This window comes from Pseudovibrio flavus (genome assembly GCF_009711345.1).
Lineage (GTDB): Bacteria > Pseudomonadota > Alphaproteobacteria > Rhizobiales > Stappiaceae > Pseudovibrio > Pseudovibrio flavus.
This window is the reverse complement of sequence record NZ_SMMA01000059.1, coordinates 98,660-120,730: the sequence shown is the minus strand read 5'-3', so window position 1 is coordinate 120,730 and position 22,071 is coordinate 98,660. Positions and strand designations below refer to the sequence as shown.

The 22,071-nt window shown below is 52.7% G+C and carries 25 protein-coding genes; 20 read left to right on the top strand and 5 right to left on the bottom strand.

Annotation, left to right across the window (positions count from 1 at the left end; translation table 11 throughout):
* Positions 1–23 precede the first annotated feature (23 nt).
* The 7 genes from E1162_RS08070 (at position 24) to map (ending at position 5,113) form a co-directional block, all read left to right on the top strand.
* Positions 24–1,058, top strand: a complete 1,035-nt coding sequence (locus E1162_RS08070) for a histone deacetylase family protein (protein ID WP_155129162.1) — start codon at positions 24–26, stop codon at positions 1,056–1,058.
* A 134-nt stretch (positions 1,059–1,192) separates the two neighbouring features.
* On the top strand, positions 1,193–1,627 hold the full coding sequence (locus tag E1162_RS08065; RefSeq protein ID WP_155129159.1) for a DUF805 domain-containing protein: 435 nt from the start codon (positions 1,193–1,195) through the stop codon (positions 1,625–1,627).
* 91 nt (positions 1,628–1,718) lie between these two features.
* Complete coding sequence (dapE, locus tag E1162_RS08060; protein ID WP_155129156.1) at positions 1,719–2,891, top strand: succinyl-diaminopimelate desuccinylase; 1,173 nt, start codon at positions 1,719–1,721, stop codon at positions 2,889–2,891.
* Between the two features lie 32 nt (positions 2,892–2,923).
* Positions 2,924–3,514, top strand: a complete 591-nt coding sequence (locus E1162_RS08055; protein WP_155129153.1) for a hypothetical protein — start codon at positions 2,924–2,926, stop codon at positions 3,512–3,514.
* 88 nt (positions 3,515–3,602) lie between these two features.
* Positions 3,603–4,028, top strand: a complete 426-nt coding sequence (locus tag E1162_RS08050; RefSeq protein WP_155129150.1) for a hypothetical protein — start codon at positions 3,603–3,605, stop codon at positions 4,026–4,028.
* Positions 4,029–4,146: 118 nt separating this feature from the next.
* A complete protein-coding gene (locus tag E1162_RS08045; protein WP_155129147.1) occupies positions 4,147–4,356 on the top strand; it encodes a ParD-like family protein in 210 nt (69 codons plus the stop codon).
* A complete protein-coding gene (gene map, locus E1162_RS08040) occupies positions 4,349–5,113 on the top strand; it encodes a type I methionyl aminopeptidase (protein WP_257098840.1) in 765 nt (254 codons plus the stop codon). The genes E1162_RS08045 and map overlap by 8 nt, the downstream gene beginning before the upstream one ends.
* 129 nt (positions 5,114–5,242) lie before the next feature.
* Here the strand turns inward: map and truA are convergent, their stop codons facing one another.
* The 5 genes from truA to def all read right to left on the bottom strand — a co-directional run bounded on the left by truA (position 5,243) and on the right by def (position 9,285).
* Positions 5,243–6,091, bottom strand: coding sequence for a tRNA pseudouridine(38-40) synthase TruA (gene truA / locus E1162_RS08035; protein ID WP_155129142.1), 849 nt, complete (start codon positions 6,089–6,091; stop codon positions 5,243–5,245).
* 133 nt (positions 6,092–6,224) lie between these two features.
* Positions 6,225–6,836, bottom strand: a complete 612-nt coding sequence (locus tag E1162_RS08030; protein ID WP_257098838.1) for a GNAT family N-acetyltransferase — start codon at positions 6,834–6,836, stop codon at positions 6,225–6,227.
* Between the two features lie 220 nt (positions 6,837–7,056).
* Positions 7,057–7,584 (bottom strand): GNAT family N-acetyltransferase, encoded by a 528-nt coding sequence (locus tag E1162_RS08025; protein ID WP_155129136.1) that lies wholly within the window; start codon positions 7,582–7,584, stop codon positions 7,057–7,059.
* A gap of 52 nt (positions 7,585–7,636) precedes the next feature.
* Positions 7,637–8,578, bottom strand: coding sequence for a methionyl-tRNA formyltransferase (fmt, locus tag E1162_RS08020; protein WP_155129133.1), 942 nt, complete (start codon positions 8,576–8,578; stop codon positions 7,637–7,639).
* 176 nt (positions 8,579–8,754) lie between these two features.
* On the bottom strand, positions 8,755–9,285 hold the full coding sequence (def, locus tag E1162_RS08015; protein ID WP_155129130.1) for a peptide deformylase: 531 nt from the start codon (positions 9,283–9,285) through the stop codon (positions 8,755–8,757).
* A gap of 150 nt (positions 9,286–9,435) precedes the next feature.
* Here def and E1162_RS08010 point away from each other — a divergent pair, with 150 nt between their 5' ends.
* From E1162_RS08010 to E1162_RS07950, 13 genes are all read left to right on the top strand, one after another.
* Entirely contained in the window at positions 9,436–10,185 is a 750-nt protein-coding gene (locus tag E1162_RS08010; RefSeq protein WP_155129127.1) for an SDR family oxidoreductase, read from the top strand.
* A gap of 90 nt (positions 10,186–10,275) precedes the next feature.
* Positions 10,276–11,541 carry a DNA recombination protein RmuC gene (locus E1162_RS08005; protein WP_257098836.1) on the top strand — a complete coding sequence of 422 codons (1,266 nt, stop codon included), beginning with the start codon at positions 10,276–10,278 and terminating at the stop codon, positions 11,539–11,541.
* 142 nt (positions 11,542–11,683) lie between these two features.
* On the top strand, positions 11,684–12,112 hold the full coding sequence (locus E1162_RS08000) for a VOC family protein (RefSeq protein ID WP_371311858.1): 429 nt from the start codon (positions 11,684–11,686) through the stop codon (positions 12,110–12,112).
* An 11-nt stretch (positions 12,113–12,123) separates the two neighbouring features.
* Positions 12,124–13,119 carry a carbon-nitrogen hydrolase family protein gene (locus E1162_RS07995; RefSeq protein ID WP_155129118.1) on the top strand — a complete coding sequence of 332 codons (996 nt, stop codon included), beginning with the start codon at positions 12,124–12,126 and terminating at the stop codon, positions 13,117–13,119.
* A gap of 86 nt (positions 13,120–13,205) precedes the next feature.
* Positions 13,206–14,150, top strand: coding sequence for a 2-hydroxyacid dehydrogenase (locus E1162_RS07990; RefSeq protein ID WP_155129115.1), 945 nt, complete (start codon positions 13,206–13,208; stop codon positions 14,148–14,150).
* Positions 14,151–14,277: 127 nt separating this feature from the next.
* Positions 14,278–14,457: a Flp family type IVb pilin gene (locus E1162_RS07985; protein ID WP_257098834.1), complete on the top strand. Its 180-nt coding sequence runs from the start codon at positions 14,278–14,280 to the stop codon at positions 14,455–14,457.
* Between the two features lie 102 nt (positions 14,458–14,559).
* The gene (locus E1162_RS07980) at positions 14,560–15,075 is read left to right on the top strand and encodes an A24 family peptidase (RefSeq protein ID WP_155129112.1); all 516 of its coding nucleotides are present in this window, start codon (positions 14,560–14,562) and stop codon (positions 15,073–15,075) included.
* Between the two features lie 209 nt (positions 15,076–15,284).
* The gene (gene cpaB / locus E1162_RS07975) at positions 15,285–16,058 is read left to right on the top strand and encodes a Flp pilus assembly protein CpaB (protein ID WP_155129108.1); all 774 of its coding nucleotides are present in this window, start codon (positions 15,285–15,287) and stop codon (positions 16,056–16,058) included.
* 24 nt (positions 16,059–16,082) lie between these two features.
* Positions 16,083–17,519: a type II and III secretion system protein family protein gene (locus E1162_RS07970; protein WP_257098828.1), complete on the top strand. Its 1,437-nt coding sequence runs from the start codon at positions 16,083–16,085 to the stop codon at positions 17,517–17,519.
* Positions 17,520–17,533: 14 nt separating this feature from the next.
* Positions 17,534–18,247, top strand: a complete 714-nt coding sequence (locus E1162_RS07965; RefSeq protein WP_155129105.1) for a CpaD family pilus assembly protein — start codon at positions 17,534–17,536, stop codon at positions 18,245–18,247.
* A gap of 9 nt (positions 18,248–18,256) precedes the next feature.
* Positions 18,257–19,537 carry a CpaE/TadZ family protein gene (locus E1162_RS07960; protein ID WP_155129102.1) on the top strand — a complete coding sequence of 427 codons (1,281 nt, stop codon included), beginning with the start codon at positions 18,257–18,259 and terminating at the stop codon, positions 19,535–19,537.
* Positions 19,538–19,563: 26 nt separating this feature from the next.
* Complete coding sequence (locus tag E1162_RS07955; RefSeq protein WP_257098827.1) at positions 19,564–21,051, top strand: TadA family conjugal transfer-associated ATPase; 1,488 nt, start codon at positions 19,564–19,566, stop codon at positions 21,049–21,051.
* Positions 21,044–22,066, top strand: a complete 1,023-nt coding sequence (locus tag E1162_RS07950) for a type II secretion system F family protein (protein ID WP_257098826.1) — start codon at positions 21,044–21,046, stop codon at positions 22,064–22,066. The genes E1162_RS07955 and E1162_RS07950 overlap by 8 nt, the downstream gene beginning before the upstream one ends.
* Positions 22,067–22,071: the final 5 nt, after the last annotated feature.

Here is a 22,071-nt window from a genome sequence, read left to right as displayed (position 1 = left end):
AAAGTTGATTTTGGAGTTTATTTTTGAAGACTATTTTCTCGCAGGACCAGCTTCTGCATGCGCCGCGTTTTGAGGTGTCGGACGGCCGCCTTGAACCGGCAAAGGAAATTCCAACCCGCGCCCAAATGGTGCTGGATCGTATCCATGCGGTTGAGCTGGGAGAAGTATTTGAACCCAATACCTTTTCTTTAGAGCCGATTAAAAAGGTTCACGATGAAGGCTACCTCCGGTTTCTGGAAGGCTTTTGGGAAGAGTGGCTTGCAGCAGGGCGAAAGGAAGAGGAAGCATTCCCGTTCGTCTGGCCTGTCCGTGAGTTGCGTAACGACGTGGTGCCAGAGCAGATTGACGGAAAACTTGGCTACTACTCGTTTGATGCCGGTTCGCCGCTAGGGCCTAACACTTGGAAGGCCGCCCGAAAAAGTGCTGATACCGCTCTGACTGGAGCCTCGCTCATTTCTGGCGGTGAGCGCACGGCGTTTGCCCTTTGTCGCCCTCCGGGGCATCACGCGCATAACAAGTTCTTTGGTGGCTACTGCTTTTTGAACAACGCAGCAATTGCGGCGCAGTCTCTGCTTGATAGTGGAGCCAAGAAGGTTTCCATCCTCGACGTGGACTATCACCACGGGAACGGTACGCAGGCTCTGTTTTATGACCGCGCAGATGTGCAGTTCCTCTCTATCCATGCCGACCCGAAGGCAGAGTTTCCCTATTTTCTGGGCCATGCGGATGAAAAAGGCATTGGTGCAGGCGAGGGTTTCAATCACAACTATCCTCTGCCGCTTGGCACTGCTTGGGATACGTGGTCGTTGGCGCTGCACCAGTCTCTAGAGCAGATCAAACGCTATGACCCGGATGTTGTGATTATCTCTTTGGGCATGGATCCATTTGAGGAAGACCCGATCTCTTGGTTCAAGCTGCAAAGTGATGACTTCTTGCGCCTCGGTCAACGACTCGCGGCACTTGGCAAGCCAACACTCTTCGTCATGGAAGGGGGCTATGCTGTTGAGGATTTGGGAATCAATTGCGTAAACGTTTTGACCGCCTTCGAAGAAGGCTAGTCAGTTTACCCGATAGATTTGGAAAAAACGTCAGCCACAGGCGGCAGGACTAGTCATTTCACCGGTAGCCCCTTGAAAGGCAAGGGGAGAGCGCGTAGATCAAGGCAGAAACTCAAACGCAAGTGATAGGGTAAATGCCAAAGTCGCCACGTCCTCAACTCGGTTTTTTATGGCTGTTTTTGTCGCCTTTTGGCCGTCTGTCCCGCCAACCATTCTGGCTGGCAATGGGCTTGATGTGGTGCATTATGTTCATTGCGTTCAATGTTACGGCAGGGCAGGTGCTCTCCAGCATTGACCCGAACACGGCCACGCCTATCACCATTGATCACTTCATCAGCCAGAACTCGTTGCTGCCGTTTATGATTCCGGCAACCAAGGTGTTTGAGCTGGCTCTGGTTATCAAGCGTTTGCAGGATAGAGGCTGGAACGGCTTTCTCGCACTGTTTACGTTCCTGCCGTTGTTGAACTTCCTGTTCATCTTCTTCGTTGGTATCCAGCCAAGCGAGAAGGGCCCTAACAAATACGGCCCGACACCGGACAGCAAATACACACGCACTCGTAATAAGTGAAAACGAAACTGGTGCAGAAGTGGTGCATTACTACTCTGCGCTGGTGACGAGTAGAATTGACGTAGCCGAGCAGGGTCGTTAGACCTCTGTTATGACTGATTTTCTATCTCCGGCGGTGTCTATTTGCCGTGATCTAATCAAGTGTCCATCCGTGACCCCTTTAGAAGCGGGCGCACTTGCAACACTAGAAAAAATCCTCGTTGATGCTGGCTTTTCCGTCGAGCGTCCTGTGTTCACACAGGAAGGCACGCCTGACGTAGAGAACCTTTTCGCGACAATCGGCTCCGGCAAACCCCATTTCGTTTTCGCAGGCCATACGGACGTTGTTCCGGTGGGTGATGAAGCGGCATGGGTGCATGATCCGTTCGGCGGCGAGATCGAGAACGGCTTCATTTATGGCCGTGGTACTGCGGATATGAAGGGCGGCGTTGCTTCCTTTGCAGCAGCAGCTCTTGCTTACCTTAAAGAAAACGAAGGCAAGGTTCCGGGCACCATCTCCTTCCTCATCACCGGTGATGAAGAAGGCCCTGCGATCAACGGCACCAAGAAGCTTCTTGAGTGGGCTGATGAGCGCGGCATCAAGTTTGATGCGTGCATTGTGGGCGAACCTACCAACCCTGATTATCTGGGCGAGGCTATCAAGGTCGGCCGTCGCGGCTCGCTTTCCGGCACCATCGTTGTCAACGGCGTGCAGGGGCACGTTGCCTATCAGCATCTGGCAGAAAACCCTGTTCCGGGTATGTTGAAGCTGCTGGGTGCTCTTGAAGCAATGGAGCTGGACAAAGGCAACAACCGCTTCCAGCCTTCCAACTACGAATGCACCACTGTTGATGTTGGAAATGCGGCCAACAACATCATTCCGGCCAGCGTCAAGGCGCGCTTCAACATCCGCTTTAACGACATGTGGTCTGTGGCGACGCTTCAAGCGCACCTGACCGAGGTGCTGAATGAAGCAGCTCCAGAAGGGTTGGAATGGTCTATTGAATTTGCACCAGACCATTCCGATAGCTTCCTTACGCATGATGAAGCGCTTATCAATACACTATCGGCCTCTATTGAAGCGGTCACCGGCCATAAGCCGAGCCTTTCAACGGGCGGGGGCACCTCGGATGCACGGTTCATCAAGAACTACTGCGCTGTGGTGGAATTCGGTCTTGTTGGTCAGACCATGCACAAAGTGAACGAGTGCGTGGCCGTAGATGACCTCGACAAGCTTGCCGAGATCTATCTGAAATTCCTACAGGACTATTTTAAGTCCGCGTAGTACCGAAAGACAGGGGAACGGAAATAGCGGGAATGCTGCCATCTCGTCAGGAAATTGAAAATGCCTTGATCGGTTCTTGGGAACTGGTGCGTGGACGCGCACAGGGCATCAACAGGTTCGATCTGACGGTAGATGGGTTCTGGCGCTCTTTCTCCGTTCTCTTCCTTCTACTGCCATTTTACGTGGTCGCTGTGGCCGCTGACAGAAAGCTGGGCCTCGTGCTTGGTGATCAAGAAGCGGTCATGTCCGGCGCTTCGTTCTACACGGCCAAGATGGTTGCTCTGGTGATGGACTGGGTGACCTATCCGGTCGTTCTGGCCTTCCTTGCCGGAACCATTGGCATCAAGTCCACCTACGGGCCGTACATAACGGTACGAAACTGGACCACCATTCTCGTCATCGTTCCCTATACCGTTCTCAACCTTTTGTTTTTGATCGGTATTTTGTCTGGCGAGGCTCTCGTTTTCAGCAGCCTTTTGGTTGTTGGCTGGATTATGTGGTTCCGCTTTTTTATTGCCATCAAGATTGCTCAGGCCAGCTTTGGCCTAGCAGTGGGCATGGTGGTAATGGACTTCTTCCTAGGGCTGGTCATCACGCAGCTCGTCACCCGCCTGTTCTGGTAGGGTCGTTGTTTCAACTATATATGGCTCTGGCCAGAATCGATGTAGTTCTTTGAATGCTCAGGCAAAATAGTGTGCCATCGGAGTGACCATGAACTACGAAAAGATGTCTGAAGAGCAGCTCAAAACGCTCATCTCAAATGCCCGCAGGCTCCTGAATAAGGATGCCGAGAACCAAAAAGCTAGCTTGGTACTTTGGGAGGCTGGTCTTCAACTGGGAAGATTGGAAAGCACAAAAGAGCGCCGCCCGCCTATTAATTACTTCACATGCGGGCTGTCTATTGGTGACAAACTAACGTTTTCTGCCTCTCCTGACGAAGACATCGAGGTCTATACCGAGCGCACGCTTTATTGGCGCGGGCAGGAGATCCATCTTACGCCCCTTCGGGAAACTCTTTGCGCCGAATTGGGGATTCCAAATGACGCCAACAAGTATTGGTTCGTTGGAGATGTTTCTCTGACTAAGATCTACGATGATACATATGGGCCAGCGCCCTCTCGATGCGACTTACGGTAGCTACCCTCCTTCTTCTCATGAAGTGTTGTGTAGCGATATATAGCAATTAATAATAATTTATTGCGGATCTTTTCCATTTGGTCTACAGCGAGGGGAAATGCTCTTCCAGAGGTAACCAATGGGTATCGTAAAAATTTCGGATGATCTCCATGATGAGGTCCGCAAGGCCAGCATCGTGATGTCTAGGTCTATGAATTCGCAGGCGGAATTCTGGTTGAAGATGGGCAGGCTGGCAGAGCTGAACCCGAACAAGACGTTCACGCAAATCATCGAGGGCTTGCTGGAAGAAGCCGATGTTCTGCCGACCAAGGACAAGATTGATGATTAAAAGCCCTGCTGAAATCGAGCTGATGCGCGCTTCTGGCAAGCTGCTGGCTCAGGTCTTCGATATGCTTGACGAGTTCGTTGTGGTTGGTCGTACCACGATGGAAATCAACGATAAGGTAGAAGACTTTATCGTCAATGAGCTAAAGGCACGCCCTGCCAGTAAAGGCCAATACGGCTACGCCTATGTGCTCAACTCATCAGTAAACGATGTGGTTTGCCACGGTATGCCAAGCGCCACATGCAAGCTGGCTGCCACTGATATCGTCAATCTTGATATCACGCTGGAGAAGGACGGCTTCATCGCTGATGCAAGCAGAACCTATGTAATGCCGGAGGCCTCTCCCGCGGCTCGTAAGCTGGTTGATACGACCTATAAAGCGCTGCTGGCAGGTATCAGGGTCGTTAAACCGGGTGCGACCTTGGGCGATATCGGGTTTGCTATCCAAAGCTACGCGGAAAAGCGCAAGTACAGCATAGTGCGTGATTATTGCGGTCACGGTATCGGGCGAGAAATGCACGAGGAGCCAAGTGTTCTGCATTTCGGCCGACGCGGCGCTGGTAAGAAGCTGAGGGCGGGTATGACCTTCACAATCGAACCGATGCTTAATCAGGGCGGGGAAAGAACCCGCACCAAGAAAGACGGCTGGACAGTGGTTACCGTTGACAAAAAACTCTCTGCCCAGTGGGAGCATACGGTGCTGGTGACCGAGACCGGATACGAAATCCTAACTCTGGGTGCGAACGAACGCATCGGGTAAATGAGCGGGTGCTCTCACTGCCAGAATGGCAAGGAGCAGCGCTGCTTCGGTATCAGGTAATCTTGCCAAAACAGAAAAAGGCCCGCGTGACGGGCCCTTTGCATAAGCTCTATCTCTTAGAAGACGCGCTTAAGCGTCTGCATCCTCTTCCAGATCGCGGGCATTGTCGCCAGCGCTGTCCGCCTGCGCTTTCTGGCTTTCCTGATACTCACGCAGCGAGCGCAGATCTTCTTCAGGCGAGCGGTAATCAACCTGTGTTAGATATAGCCCGTCCGGCACAGCAACGGGGCCGCAGGCTTTGCGGTCTTTGGCTTCCAGCGCATTACGCAGATCGTCCTTGGTCCAGCGGCCTTCGCCAACCAGCTTCAAAGAGCCAATCATGGAGCGCACCTGATTGTGCAGGAAGGAGCGCGAAGAGCATTCCATAAAAACGCTCTGTTCACGGCGATAAACCACAACGCGTTCCATGGTCTTCCACGGGCTCTTGGCCTGACAACGGGTGTGGCGGAAGGTGGTGAAGTCGTGATGACCCAGCAGAACCTGCGCAGCATCGTTCATGGCTTCGGCATCAAGTTCCGGCTTCACATGCCAAGCAAGACCACGGTAGTGGGTCAGCGGCATCGGGCGGTTTTCGATGCGGTAGCGGTAATGGCGACGGATCGCGGAAAAGCGTGCGTCAAAGCCTTCGCCAGCTTTTTCTACTTTGAGAATGGCAACGGCATCGGGCTGCAAATGGAAGTTCAGCGCATTGAGAATAGTGTCTTCCGGCCATTCCTTGGAAAGGTCGATATGGCAAACCTGACCAATGCCGTGCACGCCGGAGTCTGTGCGGCCCGCAGCGCCAATGGTTACCGTTTCGCCGCTAAACGCTTTTACGGCACGCTCGACGGAGCCCTGAACGGTGGGGCCATTATCCTGTCGCTGCCAGCCGAAGAAATTGCGGCCATCATACTCAACGGTAACTTTATAGCGGGGCATTCTCTAGTCTCTACTGCCTGAATAAAAACATCGCCCTGCTTAAGGCAGAGCGATGAAATGTAAAGGCCTGTTAGCGCACTCCGCCTTCTATGACAACCCGCAAGGGGTAGAAGGCGGTAGGCTCTGGTGTTTCTTACTCTGCTGCCATCAGCATACGCTGACGTTCCATCAGGTAGTCAGCATTGTAGGAAAGACCCAGCAACGTGTCCCATGGACGAATGTTGATGGTCTTCACGATGCTATAGCCGCGGCGCTGGTAAAGAGCCTGAGCGCGGACGTTGGTCGTGGTCACCTTAAGCTGCAAGCAGTCGATCAACTGTTCGTCTGCATAGGCTTCCAGCGCATCAAACAACTGGCTGCCGATACCCTGACCGGAATGCGCAGGATCAACTGCGATGGTGTAAACGTAAAGGCTGCCTGGATGCACCTTGGTGTTCATCAGCTCTTCAAGCAGCCACGCACGCAAACCGCGCATCACCCAGCTAAAGTGCTGCTTCAGATCATCCATAGTGATGTCCAGAGCAGGGGCTTCGCTTGTGCCGAGTGTAAGCAAGCCAACCAGTTCGCCATCTTTTTCAGCGGTCAGGCAGAGCGTTTTGGCCAACGCACCCTCGATAAGAGCGAGCGAAGCTTTCTCGCTACCCAAAATACCGAGAAATTCGTCTGTTGCCGCATGCATTACCAGCTCGGCCCCGCGCACACGCATGTGCTCTGGCAGGCCGTGCCTTACCGTGATCACTGTCATTTTTATTTGGTCCTTTCGGGGGCTGCGCTCAAATTGGCTCTTTGAGCCTGCGCGCCTCACCATTTTTGTAAGTGCCGATAAACTAGCCGATACCGCTGGCTAAAGTCTCTGCGACAAGGTGTAGCCCGCACGCGTAGAATATCGCCGCGCAGCTTCTACGGGCAGATAATGGCAGCAGCGAGACAGCCGGAAAAAACTTTCGTATGGGAAGCGGTGCGCTCTAATCCATATCCGTAAACGGGGTAGGGTAGGAAACCTCTGCGGGAAGGTCAGCGCGTCCTTTGGCCGTTAGCGCAAGAGCCATGAAGACAGGGCCTGCGTAGGGGCCGGTTACCTTTTTGGCAAGCTCGACATCAAAGCCAAATCGGGAGAAATAAGCGGATGGGCCAAGGGCCAAAATGAGATCCTCTCCCATGCCGGTCAGCTGGTCAATCGCCTCTTGAATGAGCGCCGATCCCACGCCTTGCCCTTCAAAAGCTGGATCAACGGCTACAGGTGCAAGGGAGGAGATGTAAAGCGCGTGGGCAGGTCCGCTACCGGTGACGCGGGAAAGAACAATGCAGCCGATAATGTTTCCGGCATTATCTTTGGCAACAAGTTCAAGGATTATCGCGCCGCAGCCGCGCAAGGAGGCCACAAGGCTGGCCTCCAATCCGCTGATAAAGCAGCGTTTAAGCAAGTCATCGACAGCGCCGTCTTCACCCGCTGTAAACGGGTGGATCGTGAAGGATGTGATGTCCTGCTCCATAAATACCTCACTGGGTCGGGCTCATCGCCTTACACTAGATGAGTTCTTCGTCTTAGGAAACAGTGGTTCCGGCCTTAAGGTTGGCACCGCGCAAAAACTCTTCAGCAGGCGCTGCACGCTTACCGGCACGCTGAACCTGCACCAGCTTAACCGCGCCTTCGCCGCAAGCGATGGTGAGAGTGTCACCTTCTGCAACGAGAACGGTGCCTGCTTCGCCCTGACCTTCAGCCAATGCGCTGCGTAGAACCTTCACGCGCTCCATTTTGCTGCCAAGCGGCATTTCGCACCAAGCACCCGGGAATGGAGAGAGGCCGCGAATGTGGTTGTGAACCGCCTGCGCAGGCTGCGACCAGTCGATGCGTGTTTCGCTCTTTTCCAGCTTCTTGGCGTAGGTCACGCCTTCTTCTGCCTGAGCGACCTCACCAAGGCCGCCACGCGAGAGTGCGGAAAGTGCGCGCACCATCACATCACCGCCTAGGGTAGAGAGGCGATCATGCAACTCGCCAGCGGTCATGTTTTCCGTGATAGCTACGGTTTCGCTCATGCAAACTGGGCCGGTGTCCAGCCCTTCTTCCATGCGCATCACCTGAATAGCGGTCTCTTTATCGCCCGCCATAATCGCGCGGTTGATTGGCGCTGCGCCGCGCCAGCGTGGCAGCATAGAAGCGTGACCGTTCAAGCAGCCATGTTCTGGCGCATCAAGAATGGCTTTTGGCAGCAGCAGGCCGTAGGCAACAACGACAGCAACATCGGCGTCAAACGAACGGAAACGTTCCTGTTCTTCCTCGGACTTCAGCGAAGTTGGGGTGAAGACGGGAATGCCAAGGCTTTCGGCTGCTTCATGAACAGGGGTCTTTTTAAGCTCCATACCGCGGCCCGCTTTGCGCGGAGGCTGCGAATAACAGGCTACGACATCCCAGCCCTGACCAACGATCTCCATAAGAGTTGGAACGGAAAAGTCGGGTGTACCCATAAAGATGACACGAAGGGACATGGTGTTAAGCCTGCCTGTTGCTTGGAGTATCAATTAATTTCATTGCAGGGAGCAGAAGCGCAATATGGGGCGGTTCTGCAAGGCCCATAGCAGCAAGCCCGCTATGGGTTTTATCGCGGCAGCTTTCCTTTCATCCTTGCGTGGCAAGGGGCGGCGAAAGGCAGCGCCAAGCCCGATTAGTCGCTATTCTTTGCTTTCTGGGCTTTGGAGTACTTCTTCATGGTACGCTCACGCTTCAAGCGGGAGAGGTGATCCACGAACAGAACGCCATCGAGGTGGTCATACTCATGCTGGATGCATGTTGCCAGCAGACCATCAGCTTCGATCTCGCACTCTTTACCATCACGGTCCAGATAAGAAACACGAACACGTTCCGGGCGCTCGACGTCCTCGTACACATCAGGAATAGACAAGCAGCCTTCCTGATAGAAAGAGGTTTCCTCAGAAGCCCATGTGATTTTCGGGTTGATGAAAACCATAGGTTCTTTTTTGTCCTCTTCACCGGCCTCACGCTCGGCTACATCGAGAACAAAAAGGCGCTTGGTCACGCCGATCTGAGGTGCAGCGAGGCCAATGCCAGGAGCAGCATACATTGTCTCCAGCATGTCATCAGCTAGTGCACGGATCTCGTCGTTGACCTCTGCCACCGGCTCGCATTTTGTACGAAGGCAGGCATCAGGCACCAAATAAATTTCGCGTTTTGTCATGCAGATCAGATAGAAAATCACTGGCAGAACGTCAACGCCAGAAACACAGCAAAATGCAGGTTTACGCGGGTCTGGGCCTTATACCATAGACATAGGTGGTGAACCTGAGCATTATTCGCAGCAAGACAGGCCACAACAAGCGAGGAAACAATGACACTGGGAGCACTGCTGGTTACTGGGGGAAGTCGCGGTATTGGCGCACAAGTTGCGCGTATGGCTGCAAAGGCTGGTTATCCCGTTTGCATCAACTACACGGCAAACGATGAGGCGGCCCGCAGGCTGTTAACCGAGATCGAAGAAATCGGCGGTCAGGCAATCATCGCACAGGCAGATGTAAGCCGTGAAGATGAAGTTGTCGCCATGTTTGATCGCTGCGAGGCTGAGCTTGGTCCGCTTGGTGGTTTGGTCAATAACGCTGGTGTTATGGGACGCAATTCCCGTCTCGATGCTATGGACTTTGGCCGCATCGATAGAACGCTGAGAGTAAACGTGCTCGGCACTATGCTATGCGCTCGTGAAGCCGTGCGGCGCATGTCCATCGCCAACGGCGGCAAGGGCGGTGCAATCGTCAATGTGAGTTCTGTCGCGGCCAAAAATGGTGCAGCTGGTGAGAATATCGACTACGCAGCCTCCAAAGGCGCGGTTGAGGCATTCACCATCGGCCTTGGCAAGGAAGTGGCAGGTGAGGGCATCCGCGTTAACTGCGTGCGTCCGGGAATGACAGATACAGAGCTGCATGCAAGCACGGGCGATCCCGAGCGCATTGTAACCATCGCGCCGACTATTCCAATCAAACGCGTGGCGACAGCAAACGAAATTGCCAAAGCAATTATGTGGTTACTGTCTGACGACGCCTCTTATTGTGTTGGCGCTATTTTAGAAGCAGGTGGCGGCCGCTAAGGCCGCTTCCTAAGCGATGCCTTGGTAATTTGCTTGGACAAACTTTAGCTGGCAATACTTTGTTGACCAGTTTTGTTCTATTTTTGTTTCATGCAGAATACCGTTTTTTCCATTGGGTCTATCGCCTTTTCCATGCAATCCGTGCTCATCGTCATACTGGCGGTGGCTTGTCTTGGCGCTTTATGGTCTGCCTACAAAGCGCGGCAGGCATTAAAGCAACGCGATTACGGCTATGACCTTGGCGGGCAGGATGATCTGGAAGCCAAGCTTGAGCGTTTGATGGAAGCCCAAGGTGAAATGACGGGACGCATGCAAACCATGGCGGAGATTTTTGGCTCCCGTCAGGCTGATCTCATGCGAACGGTCAATGATCGTCTTGACGGCATGGGCAAAACGTTGGGCGCATCGGTTTTGGAAACCCATCGCCAAACCCACAACAGCCTGCGCGGTTTGCATGAGCGTATGGCGACGCTGGATCGCGCTCACAAAACTATGGGCGAGCTTGCGGGGCAGGTGACAAACTTGCAGCAGATTTTTTCTGACAAGCAAGCCCGCGGTGCGTTTGGCCAGCGCCGCATGGAGCAGATCATCGAGGATGCGCTCGCGCCTTCCAGCTTCTCTTTTCAGTTTACACTATCTAACCGCACAAGACCGGACTGCGTGGTGCATATGCCAGCGGGCGCGCCGCAGTTGGTTATCGATGCCAAGTTTCCGCTTGAGGGCTATAACCAGCTTCAAGATGCTGAAACGCAGGAAGACTATAAAGCTGCCGGAACGCGTTTTCGTCGTGATATCACGCGTCACATAGACGATATCTCCTCCAAGTATCTCATCGCGGGAGAGACGCAGGAAACGGCGCTGATGTTTGTGCCCTCCGAAAGCGTGTTTGCCGAGATCTACGAGAATTTTCCTGATCTGGTGCAGAAGGCTTTCCGCCAGCATGTGGTGATCGTTTCGCCATCGCTGCTTATGCTCTCCGTTCAGGTTGTTCAGTCGGTTTTGCGTGATGCGCGCATGCGCGAGCAGGCCCACACCATTCAGGCAGAGGTTTCCAAGCTGCTTGAGGATGTAGGAAGACTGACAGAGCGCGTCTCTAAGCTGCAAACCCATTATGCGCAAACAAACAAAGACATAGAGCAAATTCTGGTCTCTTCTGGAAAGATCCAGAAGCGGGGAGAACGCATTGAGGAGCTGGAGCTGGGCACCCCTGTTGTAACCCACGAGAGCGCGCCACCTGCCCACCCTGCGCCAGAGCTGCCACTAGAAGAGCCGAGAGACTATATTCGCCCCGTTGATGCGCCGGAGTTGGAAGAAGACGAACTTCCACCGCTTTACAGTTTGTATCGCCGCAAATAACGGCTGAAGCGCTACAGTCTTATGCCAATTATCGAGAATGAAAGTTGGTGTAAGTGCTTTTCTATATGTGTTTAACCCCTTACAGATAAACCGAATGCCGAAAAGGCACTCCTATTTGTCTGGTGGGGAGTTACATAAAATGATACGTCCGTTTCACTTGGCTTTTCCGGTAGTAGATCTGGAAAAGACCCGAGACTTTTACTGCAATATTCTTGGCTGCGATATTGGCCGCGAAAGTGCAGGAAAGTGGATCGACTTCGATCTTTATGGGCATCAAATGTCCGCTCACCTTCGACCTACTTCATTGAATAGTAATGATGATTCCTGCGGCGCTGTTGATGGAGACGCGGTACCTATCCCCCATTTCGGGGTGGTGCTCACCATGGTGCAATGGCGCGAACTGGCTGAACGGCTGAAAGCTGCCGAAGGCATCAAATGGGTACTGGAGCCGAAAGTCCGTTTTGAGGGACAAGCTGGCGAACAGGCAACGTTCTTTATTCTCGACCCATCTGGCAACGCCTTGGAATTTAAAGGCTTTGGTTCGGATGAAGGTATTTTTGCAAGCAAGTGATGAGTGAATTGATGGAAATTATTAGCGCACAAAGTAAGGGCTCAAACCCATCATCAGCGGACCTATTGAAGATCGGCGTCGTGCAAATGGCACCAGTCTGGCTGAAGCGCGATGCGACACTTGAAAAGGTCTGTGCTTGCATTGAACTTGCTGGAAAAGAGAATTGTAAACTTGTCAGTTTTGGTGAAGCGCTGGTTCCCGGATACCCGTTCTGGCTGGAGCGCACCGACGGCGCACGATTTAACGACGCCAAGCAAAAAGCCATTTATGCCCAGTACGTAGACCAAGGTGTCGATATCGATGCAGGTCATCTCGACGGCGTTTGTGAGATGGCGAAAACCTACGGTATTTCAGTATACTTAGGCATCATGGAGCGCGCGCGTGATCGCTCCGGACACAGCCTTTATTGTTCGCTTGTCTATATAACGGGCGCGGGTAAAATCGGATCTGTTCACCGTAAATTACACCCGACCTACGAAGAGCGTCTGGCATGGGCGCAAGGTGATGGTCACGGCCTTCGCGTTCATGATCTTGGTGCGTTCAAGGTTGGCGGTTTGAACTGCTTTGAAAACTGGATGCCGCTTTCCCGCGCAGCTCTTTACGCGCAAGGGGAAGATCTTCACATCTCCGTTTGGCCGGGCGGTCTGCACAACACCTTTGATTTAATGCAGGTAATTGCCAAGGAAGCTCGCTCTTACGTGGTCGCGGCAAGTGGACTTATGCGCCCGGAGGACTTTCCTGAAGATACGCCAGCACTCGATGAAATTCTGGCTGGCGGCGACGAGTTTTTCGCAAATGGTGGCTCGTGTATCGCAGCTCCGGATGGCTCATTCGTGGTTGAGCCTCAAGTTGGTAAGGAAGTGCTTATCACCGCTGAGATCGATCATGCTCTGGTGCGCGGTGAACGGCAGAACTTCGATCCGACCGGACACTACAGCAGGCCTGATGTAACCCGTTTGGTGGTTGATCGTACCCGCCAAGGTGTTGCGACTTTCATTGATGACTAAACAGCGCTAAAAATGCGTTGGGGTAGTGCGGCGGAGTAGATTCTGCCGCGCTCTAACGAATTGATTTTAATTGTTAAAGGCCGCGGATGTCTCTCGCTATTGCTGTAAAGAACTTTGATCCCGATGCGTGGGTAGAGCGCATGCAAAAGGTGTTGCCGAACCGCTCTGTGGAAGCATGGGAAACGGCCGCGCAGTCCGCTGAAAGTGTTCGCTATCTTCTGGCGTGGAAGGCACCGGAAGAAGCCTTGAATGCCTTTCCCAATGTGGAAGTTATCTTCTCCCTTGGAGCGGGGGTTGATCACCTTCTTGGCAGTGCGAAACTACCAGACGTACCAATCGTTCGTATCGTCGATAAAAACCTCACTATGCGTATGACCGAATGGGTTACACTTCAAGTTCTTCTTCATCACCGCGATCAGCTGACTTATTCGCACCAGCAAGCGCAGGCGAATTGGAAAAGCCACTCCCAGCCGGCAGCTTCTGACATTCGTGTTGGTATCTTGGGGCTAGGTGAGCTTGGCGCAGATGCTGCTAAGGCATTGGCTGGTTTAGGCTTTAAAGTTGCTGGCTGGTCCCGTTCTGCCAAGCACGTGGACGGCATTGATAGCTACCACGGAGCAGATCAGTTGGATGCCTTTTTGGCGCGAACAGATATTCTCGTTAATCTCCTCCCGTTTACCCCAGCAACAGAGGGGCTGGTCGACTATGCCTTCCTCTCCAAACTGGCAAAGGATGGCAAAGGCGGCGCTCCAGTCTACGTAAACGCAGGGCGCGGTGGCACGCAGGTTGAAGGCGATCTTGTAAAGGCGCTCAAAGATGGAACGCTGAAAGGCGCGAGCATTGATGTCTTTGCAGTTGAACCTCTTGATTCCCAAAGTGAACTCTGGGCATTGCCGAACTGCATTGTGACACCACACGTTGCCGCTGAAAGCGAACCGGATGCACTGAGTCGTTATGTGGCCGACCAGATTGCAGAATATGAAGCTGGACGACCATTGAAAAACGTCGTGAACCGTAGCGCCGGTTACTAACCCACCAAAAATCAATGGCAGCGCCACGCGTCCCTAAAAATCCAAGGGCCGCGCGGTGCTCTTTGTTCACCACTGCGAAACTCCGCCTTTCTACTCTGTGATAAGCAAAGTTTTGAAAGGCAGTGGAATGAACCTGTTAAAAATACTAGCAGAATTCGCAAGGGAAGAGCGTGGTTCCTTAGCCGTAGAGTACGGTCTGATCGGCGGTTTAATCGCCATTTCCCTCATTACAACAGCTTCAATCGAAGGTTCCCATCTTTCGCAGATCCTCTCTGCGCTCACACTTTCAATGGGACTAACCGGATAAATTTAGTTAAGACTTCGTAGCCTCGTTAACATTGTATTATCCAAATCACCCCCATTAATGGTTGTGAGTAGTTTTTACGTATTAACGACGGATGCATCTGGAATGGTCTTGGCAGCACTCATGGTTCTGTTTCCGCTACTAATGCTGTATGCAGCATTCTCGGACCTGTTCACGATGACTATTCCAAACAAGATCTCACTCTTGTTGCTTGCCGGTTTCGTTGTTCTTGCTTTTGCTATTCCCCTCCCAATCAAGGATGTAGGACTACACCTGCTTATCGGATTCTGCGTTTTGGCAGCGGGCTTTGGCCTGTTCGCTCTGGGCGTGATGGGTGGTGGAGATGCAAAATTTGCAGCCGGTATCGCGCTCTGGCTTGGCTACTCTTCCGTAACTATCGCCTTCCTTCTCCAGATGGCTATTTACGGGGCGATCCTCACTCTCGTTTTGCTCGTGTTTCGCAGTGTTCCAGTCATTCCTGCTTTTGCTCAGCGCTATGATTGGGTTCTCAAACTTCATGATAAGAAAACCGGCATACCCTACGGTATTGCGATAGCTATTGCCGCTCTTCAGGTTTATCCGAAGACTTTCTGGTTCGAGATAGCAGCCTCTGGCTTCTAGACTAAAGTATAGCTACTTCAATTTAATTATTAATGGGCAGTAACCATTCGGGCGTTGGTTGATATATCTTATCCTAACGTCATGAATATTATGCGCTAATTTCCAATTTAATATAAACTGGTCAATATTAACTATGTCTTGACCAATTTCGACGAGCCTTAGGGTTAATGATTTGCCAATGAGGCAGAACGGAAAAGGTTTGTCGAGACATGAGAGTTGGGCGTTTCCTAGTGCTTGCGGTTGCAATTGGCGCCGGTTTGATTGCTTCCCTTCTGGTTCTCCGTATGGGTGATAGACCAGCGCGGTCTGACGTTGCTGCGTCACAGCCAGAAGCGGTAAAAACTGACGAATTGCTGGTTGTCGCTCGCGATATCAAGTTGGGACAGCCGCTCCAGCCCGAAGACCTCAAATGGGTGCAATGGCCTTCAGATGCTCTTTCTGAAGGAGCGATTGTTAAAGCGTCCTACCCACAAGCCCGCAGCGATCTTATCGGACGTATTGCTCGCGCTCCCATGTACCACGGTGAGCCGATCCGCGAGGAACGTTTGATTGCAACCGAGCGCGGGTTTATGGCGGCCATTTTGCCAAAGGGCAAGCGCGCCATTGGCGTTTCCGTAAAGCTGGTGACCATGGCAGGCGGTTTTGTTTTGCCCGGTGACAAGGTTGATGTGATCGTTACGCGCAACAACAACGGCGGCATTTACAGCGAAACAGTTCTAGAGAACGTGCGCGTCTTGGCGATTGACGACAAGACAGCTGGCGAGCAGCAAGACAAGACGCTGACACCGGAAAAAACCGCCACACTGGAACTCACTCCACGCCAAACCGAAATCATGGCCCGTGCACAAAACATGGGAACGATTTCACTTGCCCTTCGCTCCGCTGAAGATTCTGAGGACGGCAATGACGAGCCGGTTGAAGGGCGTGGTTCACTCACTTTCGTTAAGTACGGCATCCCTTCACATGCCGGCTCTAATCAATAGTTTTAAGGTAGGGCAAGAGAGCACATGACTGTTTTTAAAGAAATGTTGGCTCGGGGGTTTAGCGCACGTTTGTCCGCTTGGTCCCTCATTGCTTGTTTCCTCTTGGCGCTACCGGCGTTTGTACCTTTAAGCGCCGCTGCTCAGGGGTTTCCGAGTTCAATTCTTATTGAGAAGAATAGCGCATCTACGCCCAAAGCAATTAGCGTGGGCGCGGGGCGTTCGGTAGTTATCGAAAGCCAGAGCGCGCTGCGCGATGTTTTGGTTTCCGAGCCGACCATTCTTGATGCTGTGGTAACAAGCAAAAACCGGCTTTATGTGGTTGGCAAAAAGGTTGGTCAGGCAAGTGTGGTGCTGTTTGGTGACGGCGGGCAGCAGATAGCCTCGTTGCGTGTAACCGTACAGTCCGATCCGACGGACCTTTCCCAGCTTCTTGACCGCCTACTGCCTAACTCGGCAATCACAACCGAGATGATCAATGACAATGTGATCTTGAGTGGTACGGCTGTCTCTGCCCATGATGCTCAGCTCGCGCTTGATATTGCCCGCAAGTTTACTGGCGATGAAAACAAGGTCTACAGCGCTGTTGCTGTTGCAGAAAAAGATCAGGTTCAGCTTCGTGTTCAGGTGGCGGAAGTAAGCCGCACCATTGTCAAACAGCTAGGTGTGGATCTATCCGGCTCTATTGGATTTGGTAATTTTGGTGTTGGCTTCATCAACGAGAATTCGTTCAAGGTGAACCCGGCCGTTACAAACCAAGCTGTACTTGGCGGAGGTTTCTCAGCTGGCGCGACCCAAATTCAGGCCCGTGTAAAGGCACTGCAGCAAGACGGCGTTATGCGCACACTTGCCGAGCCAACCCTCGTGGCTGTTTCGGGTGAGAACGCTAGCTTCCTTGCCGGTGGTGAATTTCCTATTCCAACCGGCTATGAAGATGGCAAAATCTCGCTTGAGTTCAAACCTTACGGTGTCGGACTGGACTTTACACCGATGGTGTTGAGCAGTGGCCGCATTAAGCTGCGGGTGAAAACCGAGGTTAGTGAGCTTTCTTCAGACGGTGCCATCAATATTGCCAACGGCATTGCGGTCTCCGCGCTTTCTGTTCGCCGTGCAGAGTCCACCGTTGAGGTCCCGTCCGGCGGTACCATCGTTATGGCCGGGTTGTTGCGGGATAACTACCAGCAGCAGATTTCCGGCGTTCCAGGTCTTCGTGATCTGCCTGTTCTGGGGCCGCTCTTCAAAAGTCGCGATTTCATCAACGACCAGACCGAACTCGTGGTGTTCGTAACGCCTTACGTGGTGCGGGCTGTATCGCAAACCCAGATGGCACGCCCAACAGACAACTTGGCACCTCCAAGCGATGTTGGAACCGTATTCTTTAATCAATTGAACCGGATCTACAGCAACAGCGATGCCCCTGTGAAGGGCGAGTATCGCGGCGAGATCGGATACATTTACGAGTAGGGGGCTGAATAAAGATGTTCGTTTCCAACCCCAAAAAAGGCAGCTTTGTTCTTGCTGCCGTGGTGTTGTCTTCCTTGGCTCTGTCTGCCTGCAATAAAGCAGAGCCGCCGGTAGAACCGCTCCCGCTCTCCGCGTTCGATTACCGGAAGAACCATCCGATTGTAATTACTGAGGCTCAAGAGAACATGGATCTGCCGATTGGCGCATCCACACGCGGGTTGAGTCGCCAGATGAAGGGCGCTTTGACCGCCTTTGCCCAGCAAGCGAAAGCGGACGGCAATGGCTTCATCGAAGTGCTAATCCCTTCTGGCGCTGCAAATTCTCGTGCTGCAAAAGCCATTGTTCCTTCAATGCGTTCAGCCTTGAAGCAGGGTGGCGCTGAGCCTTCCAAAGTTGTTGTGAGAACCTATCCGGTCGGTGATGCGCAGGCGTCTGGGCCGGTTCGCGTCTCTTACACACGCATGAAAGCTGTCGTTAAGAAGTGCGGACAGTGGCCGGAGAACCTCATCGGGTCACCCGAAAACACGAACTATCAGAACTTTGGTTGCGCGACCCAAGCCAATCTTGCAGCCATGGTCGATAATCCGTCCGACCTGATCTACCCGAGTGCATCTACTCCGGCAGATGGTGTGCGCCGCGACACGGTATTTAAGAAATATAGGGGTGGACAGACCACATCGTCCCAAGTGGCGGAAGGTGATGGTGCGACTGCTTCAGACGTTAAGTAGGAGGTCGGGATGAGCGAATACGCATATTCTTTGGATCAGCATTCCGGCGAGAACGAGAACAATCTGGCACCTTACAAGTACCTGCCTGTTCCGCGTATCTCAATTCAGGCTTTCTGTTTTTCTGGTGACACGAAAGACATGATCGAGGCGGCCGCGCTGGACCGCCGAATGAACAAGGCCCACACCAAGGTGATGATGGGCGGCGTAAGCGCAGCTATCGCGTTTTATGAAACAGCGCCGACACCGAACCTGCTTGTTCTTGAAAGTGATATGTCCACTCAAGAGCTTATGGAAGCGCTCGATAAGCTTTCAGAAGTTTGCGATTCTGGAACCAAGGTTTTGATCATTGGCCGCATCAATGACGTGAACCTGTACCGTGAGTTGATCTCTTTCGGCATCAGCGAGTACCTCGTTGGTCCGGTTGGAATTCAGGACTTCATTTCCAATATTTCTCACCTGTACTGCGAGCCGAATGCCGACCCGCTTGGTCGTATCATTGCGGTTATCGGTGCGCGTGGCGGCTGCGGTGCATCCACTATTGCTCACAATATTTCCTGGGCGATTTCAAAGGGCATGGATAGCGATGTAGCGCTTGCCGATTTGGACCTGCCGTTCGGAACTGTTGGGCTGGATTTCAATCAGGACCCTTTGCAAGGGGTAGCTGAGGCCATTGCTGTTCCTGAGCGTCTTGATGAAATCCTTTTGGACCGCCTGTACTTCAAGTCCAATGATCGCCTTAGCCTGCTGACGGCACCGGCAAGTTTGGATCGCACCTATGACTTCAATGAGGATCAGTTTGATACCCTTGTAGAAGTCATGCGCAAAGGAACGCCGAACGTTATTCTGGATGTTCCCCATTCATGGAACGGCTGGACGAAGCGTATCTTGGCAACGGTTGATGATGTCATCATTGTTGCCGAGCCAGATCTGGCAAACCTGCGTAACGCGAAGAACATTGTCGATACGCTGCTTCAACTTCGTCCAAACGACAAAAAACCGTTTCTTCTGCTCAATAAAACCGGCCTGCCAAAGCGTCCGGAAATCAAGCCGGAAGAGTTTGTCAGCGCGTTGCAGGTGAATGCCTTGCCGCCAATCCCGTTCGACGGGCAGACCTTCGGAACAGCGGCAAACAACGGGCAGATGATTGGTGAGCACAGTCCAAAGCATCAGATCACACAGTTGTTTGATGAAGTGGCGTCCGTCGTTCTAGGTCGCCGTGAAGGCAAACTGACCAAATTTTCTCTTCTAGGACCACTCCTTGCGAAACTGACACGCAAGAAAGCCGGTTAAACCAGTAAGCGTATAGGGCCTTGGCAATGTTTGGAAAGCGCGGTTCTCCAAAAACTACGGCACAACCGACCGGCGCGGGTTTAGGCGGCGTATCACCTGCTGCCGCACCAGCGCCGACACAGTCACAGCATGCTGAAGTTGTTGTTCAAGAAGACGTGCAAGCCTTCAAGACAGAAGAGCAACTGCCTTCTTCTCGTGGGGGCGCAGCGCCATCCAAGCGCAACGATGACTACTACGAGGTCAAGGCATCAATATTCAATGCATTGGTTGAGGCTATCGACCTTTCGCAGTTGGCACGTCTTGGGCCGGATGATGCGCGTGAGGAAATCCGCGATGTCGTGAACGATATCATCGCCCTTAAAAATGTGATGATGTCGATCTCTGAGCAGGAAGAGCTGCTCGACGACATTTGTAACGATGTGCTTGGTTATGGTCCGCTTGAGCCGCTGCTAGCACGCGATGATATCGCCGATATCATGGTCAACGGCGCAGATACTGTTTACATCGAAACCAGCGGCAAGGTTGAAAAAACCGGCATTCAGTTCCGAGACAACAAGCAGCTGATGAATATCTGTCAGCGTATCGTGTCTCAGGTTGGCCGCCGTGTTGATGAATCCAGCCCGATCTGTGATGCCCGCTTGCCAGATGGTTCTCGTGTGAACGTTATTGGTCCGCCTCTGTCATTGGACGGGCCAGCGCTCACAATTCGTAAGTTTAAAAAAGACAAGCTAACACTCGACCAGTTGGTGCGCTTCGGGTCTATTTCCGAAGAAGGCGCACGCATTCTCGAAATCATTGGTCGTGTTCGCTGTAACGTCATTATTTCAGGCGGTACAGGCTCGGGTAAAACGACCCTTCTTAACTGCCTAACCCGTTACATTGATTCTACTGAGCGCATCATCACTTGTGAGGATAGTGCGGAACTGCAGCTTCAACAGCCACATGTGGTACGCCTGGAAACCCGCCCGCCGAACTTGGAGGGTGAGGGCCAGATTACTATGACGGATTTGGTCAAAAACTGCCTGCGTATGCGCCCGGAGCGGATTATCGTGGGTGAGGTTCGTGGCTCCGAGGTGTTTGACCTTCTTCAGGCAATGAACACAGGCCATGACGGTTCCATGGGTACCATCCACTCCAACTCTCCTCGTGAATGCTTGAAGCGTATGGAATCGATGATTGCCATGGGCGGTTTCAGTCTGCCTTCCCGAACGGTACGCGAAATTATCGCTGGTTCCGTTGATGTGATTGTGCAGGCAGCTCGCTTGCGCGATGGTTCCCGCCGCATCACCCACATTACCGAGGTGGTCGGCATGGAAGGTGATGTCATCACAACGCAGGACATCTTCGTCTATGACATTCAAGGTGAGGATGCCAACGGACGTCTTCTGGGGCGTCACCGTTCAACCGGTATTGGCCGTCCGTTGTTCTGGGAGCGTGCCCGTTACTTTGGTGAAGAGCGCCGCCTAGCTGAAGCTCTTGATGCTGCTGACCAAGGGGAGGCGATGCATGCTTGATGCTCTTGCAAATTTATCTCCAGCAACTGTTGCCATCGTTATAGCAGTGCTTGCCATGTTTAGCGTTGGCGGCCTGCTTTATGCTGTCCTTTACCCGCGCCTGAATACAGACAAGAACCATGACAAGCGCTTGGGAAGTGTCATGAGCGGGCACAATACCGTCAAGCATGAGACTTCCCATCGAGCTGATGGAGATGCTCGCAGAAAGACGGTTCAGAACCAGCTCAAAGCTCTTGAAGAAAAGCAGGAAGCCCGCCGTAAGAAAAGCACTAAGCCAGCATACTCGGACTGGATGAGCCAAGCAGGTCTGGGGTGGTCGAAGCAGAAGTTCTACGCCGTAAGTGCGCTGGTTGCGGTGGTCTTTTTCCTAGTCGCTCATTTCACCGGTCAGCATTTGATCATCAAGATTGGCGCGTTGTTTGTCGGCGGATTTGGCGCGCCGCGTGTCTTCGTATCACATAGGAGAAAGAAGCGTCTTGCTGCGTTCTTGGAAGAATTTCCAAACGCTGTTGATGTGATTGTGCGCGGCGTGAAGGCCGGTTTGCCGCTAAATGACTGCATTAGAATTATTGCCTCGGAAGCTAAAGAGCCTGTTGCAAGTGAGTTTTTCCGCATGAGCGAGGCGCAAGGGTTGGGCATTCATATTTCGGAAGCTGCCCAGAATTTGGCCAGTCGGATACCGCTGCCGGAGGTCAATTTCTTTTCGATCGTGGTGGCAATCCAATCACAGTCTGGCGGCTCGTTGTCTGAGGCATTAGGTAACCTCTCTAAGGTTCTCAGAGACAGAAAAGCGATGAAGGGCAAGATCAAAGCGGTGAGTTCTGAAGCGAAATCATCAGCCGCGATTATCGGCTCACTTCCAGTGATTGTTGGCCTACTCGTTTATTTGTTGAACCCAGAATACATGATGCTGCTTTTCACAGAGACGACGGGCAATATCATTCTGGGTGTTAGCGCAGTCTGGATGTTTATCGGCGTTATGATCATGCGCGGAATGATCAACTTCGAGATCTAGGGAGC

What these genes read in the sequence shown, in the direction of transcription:
- E1162_RS08065 (WP_155129159.1), top strand. Translation starts at nt 1,193, where the DNA reads ATGCCAAAGTCGCCACGTCCTCAACTCGGTTTTTTATGGCTGTTTTTG.
- dapE (WP_155129156.1), top strand. Translation starts at nt 1,719, where the DNA reads ATGACTGATTTTCTATCTCCGGCGGTGTCTATTTGCCGTGATCTAATC.
- E1162_RS08055 (WP_155129153.1), top strand. Translation starts at nt 2,924, where the DNA reads ATGCTGCCATCTCGTCAGGAAATTGAAAATGCCTTGATCGGTTCTTGG.
- E1162_RS08050 (WP_155129150.1), top strand. Translation starts at nt 3,603, where the DNA reads ATGAACTACGAAAAGATGTCTGAAGAGCAGCTCAAAACGCTCATCTCA.
- E1162_RS08045 (WP_155129147.1), top strand. Translation starts at nt 4,147, where the DNA reads ATGGGTATCGTAAAAATTTCGGATGATCTCCATGATGAGGTCCGCAAG.
- map (WP_257098840.1), top strand. Translation starts at nt 4,349, where the DNA reads ATGATTAAAAGCCCTGCTGAAATCGAGCTGATGCGCGCTTCTGGCAAG.
- truA (WP_155129142.1), bottom strand. Translation starts at nt 6,091, where the DNA reads ATGCCCCGCTATAAAGTTACCGTTGAGTATGATGGCCGCAATTTCTTC.
- E1162_RS08030 (WP_257098838.1), bottom strand. Translation starts at nt 6,836, where the DNA reads ATGACAGTGATCACGGTAAGGCACGGCCTGCCAGAGCACATGCGTGTG.
- E1162_RS08025 (WP_155129136.1), bottom strand. Translation starts at nt 7,584, where the DNA reads ATGGAGCAGGACATCACATCCTTCACGATCCACCCGTTTACAGCGGGT.
- fmt (WP_155129133.1), bottom strand. Translation starts at nt 8,578, where the DNA reads ATGTCCCTTCGTGTCATCTTTATGGGTACACCCGACTTTTCCGTTCCA.
- def (WP_155129130.1), bottom strand. Translation starts at nt 9,285, where the DNA reads ATGACAAAACGCGAAATTTATTTGGTGCCTGATGCCTGCCTTCGTACA.
- E1162_RS08010 (WP_155129127.1), top strand. Translation starts at nt 9,436, where the DNA reads ATGACACTGGGAGCACTGCTGGTTACTGGGGGAAGTCGCGGTATTGGC.
- E1162_RS08005 (WP_257098836.1), top strand. Translation starts at nt 10,276, where the DNA reads ATGCAGAATACCGTTTTTTCCATTGGGTCTATCGCCTTTTCCATGCAA.
- E1162_RS07995 (WP_155129118.1), top strand. Translation starts at nt 12,124, where the DNA reads ATGGAAATTATTAGCGCACAAAGTAAGGGCTCAAACCCATCATCAGCG.
- E1162_RS07990 (WP_155129115.1), top strand. Translation starts at nt 13,206, where the DNA reads ATGTCTCTCGCTATTGCTGTAAAGAACTTTGATCCCGATGCGTGGGTA.
- E1162_RS07985 (WP_257098834.1), top strand. Translation starts at nt 14,278, where the DNA reads ATGAACCTGTTAAAAATACTAGCAGAATTCGCAAGGGAAGAGCGTGGT.
- E1162_RS07980 (WP_155129112.1), top strand. Translation starts at nt 14,560, where the DNA reads ATGGTCTTGGCAGCACTCATGGTTCTGTTTCCGCTACTAATGCTGTAT.
- cpaB (WP_155129108.1), top strand. Translation starts at nt 15,285, where the DNA reads ATGAGAGTTGGGCGTTTCCTAGTGCTTGCGGTTGCAATTGGCGCCGGT.
- E1162_RS07970 (WP_257098828.1), top strand. Translation starts at nt 16,083, where the DNA reads ATGACTGTTTTTAAAGAAATGTTGGCTCGGGGGTTTAGCGCACGTTTG.
- E1162_RS07965 (WP_155129105.1), top strand. Translation starts at nt 17,534, where the DNA reads ATGTTCGTTTCCAACCCCAAAAAAGGCAGCTTTGTTCTTGCTGCCGTG.
- E1162_RS07960 (WP_155129102.1), top strand. Translation starts at nt 18,257, where the DNA reads ATGAGCGAATACGCATATTCTTTGGATCAGCATTCCGGCGAGAACGAG.
- E1162_RS07955 (WP_257098827.1), top strand. Translation starts at nt 19,564, where the DNA reads ATGTTTGGAAAGCGCGGTTCTCCAAAAACTACGGCACAACCGACCGGC.
- E1162_RS07950 (WP_257098826.1), top strand. Translation starts at nt 21,044, where the DNA reads ATGCTTGATGCTCTTGCAAATTTATCTCCAGCAACTGTTGCCATCGTT.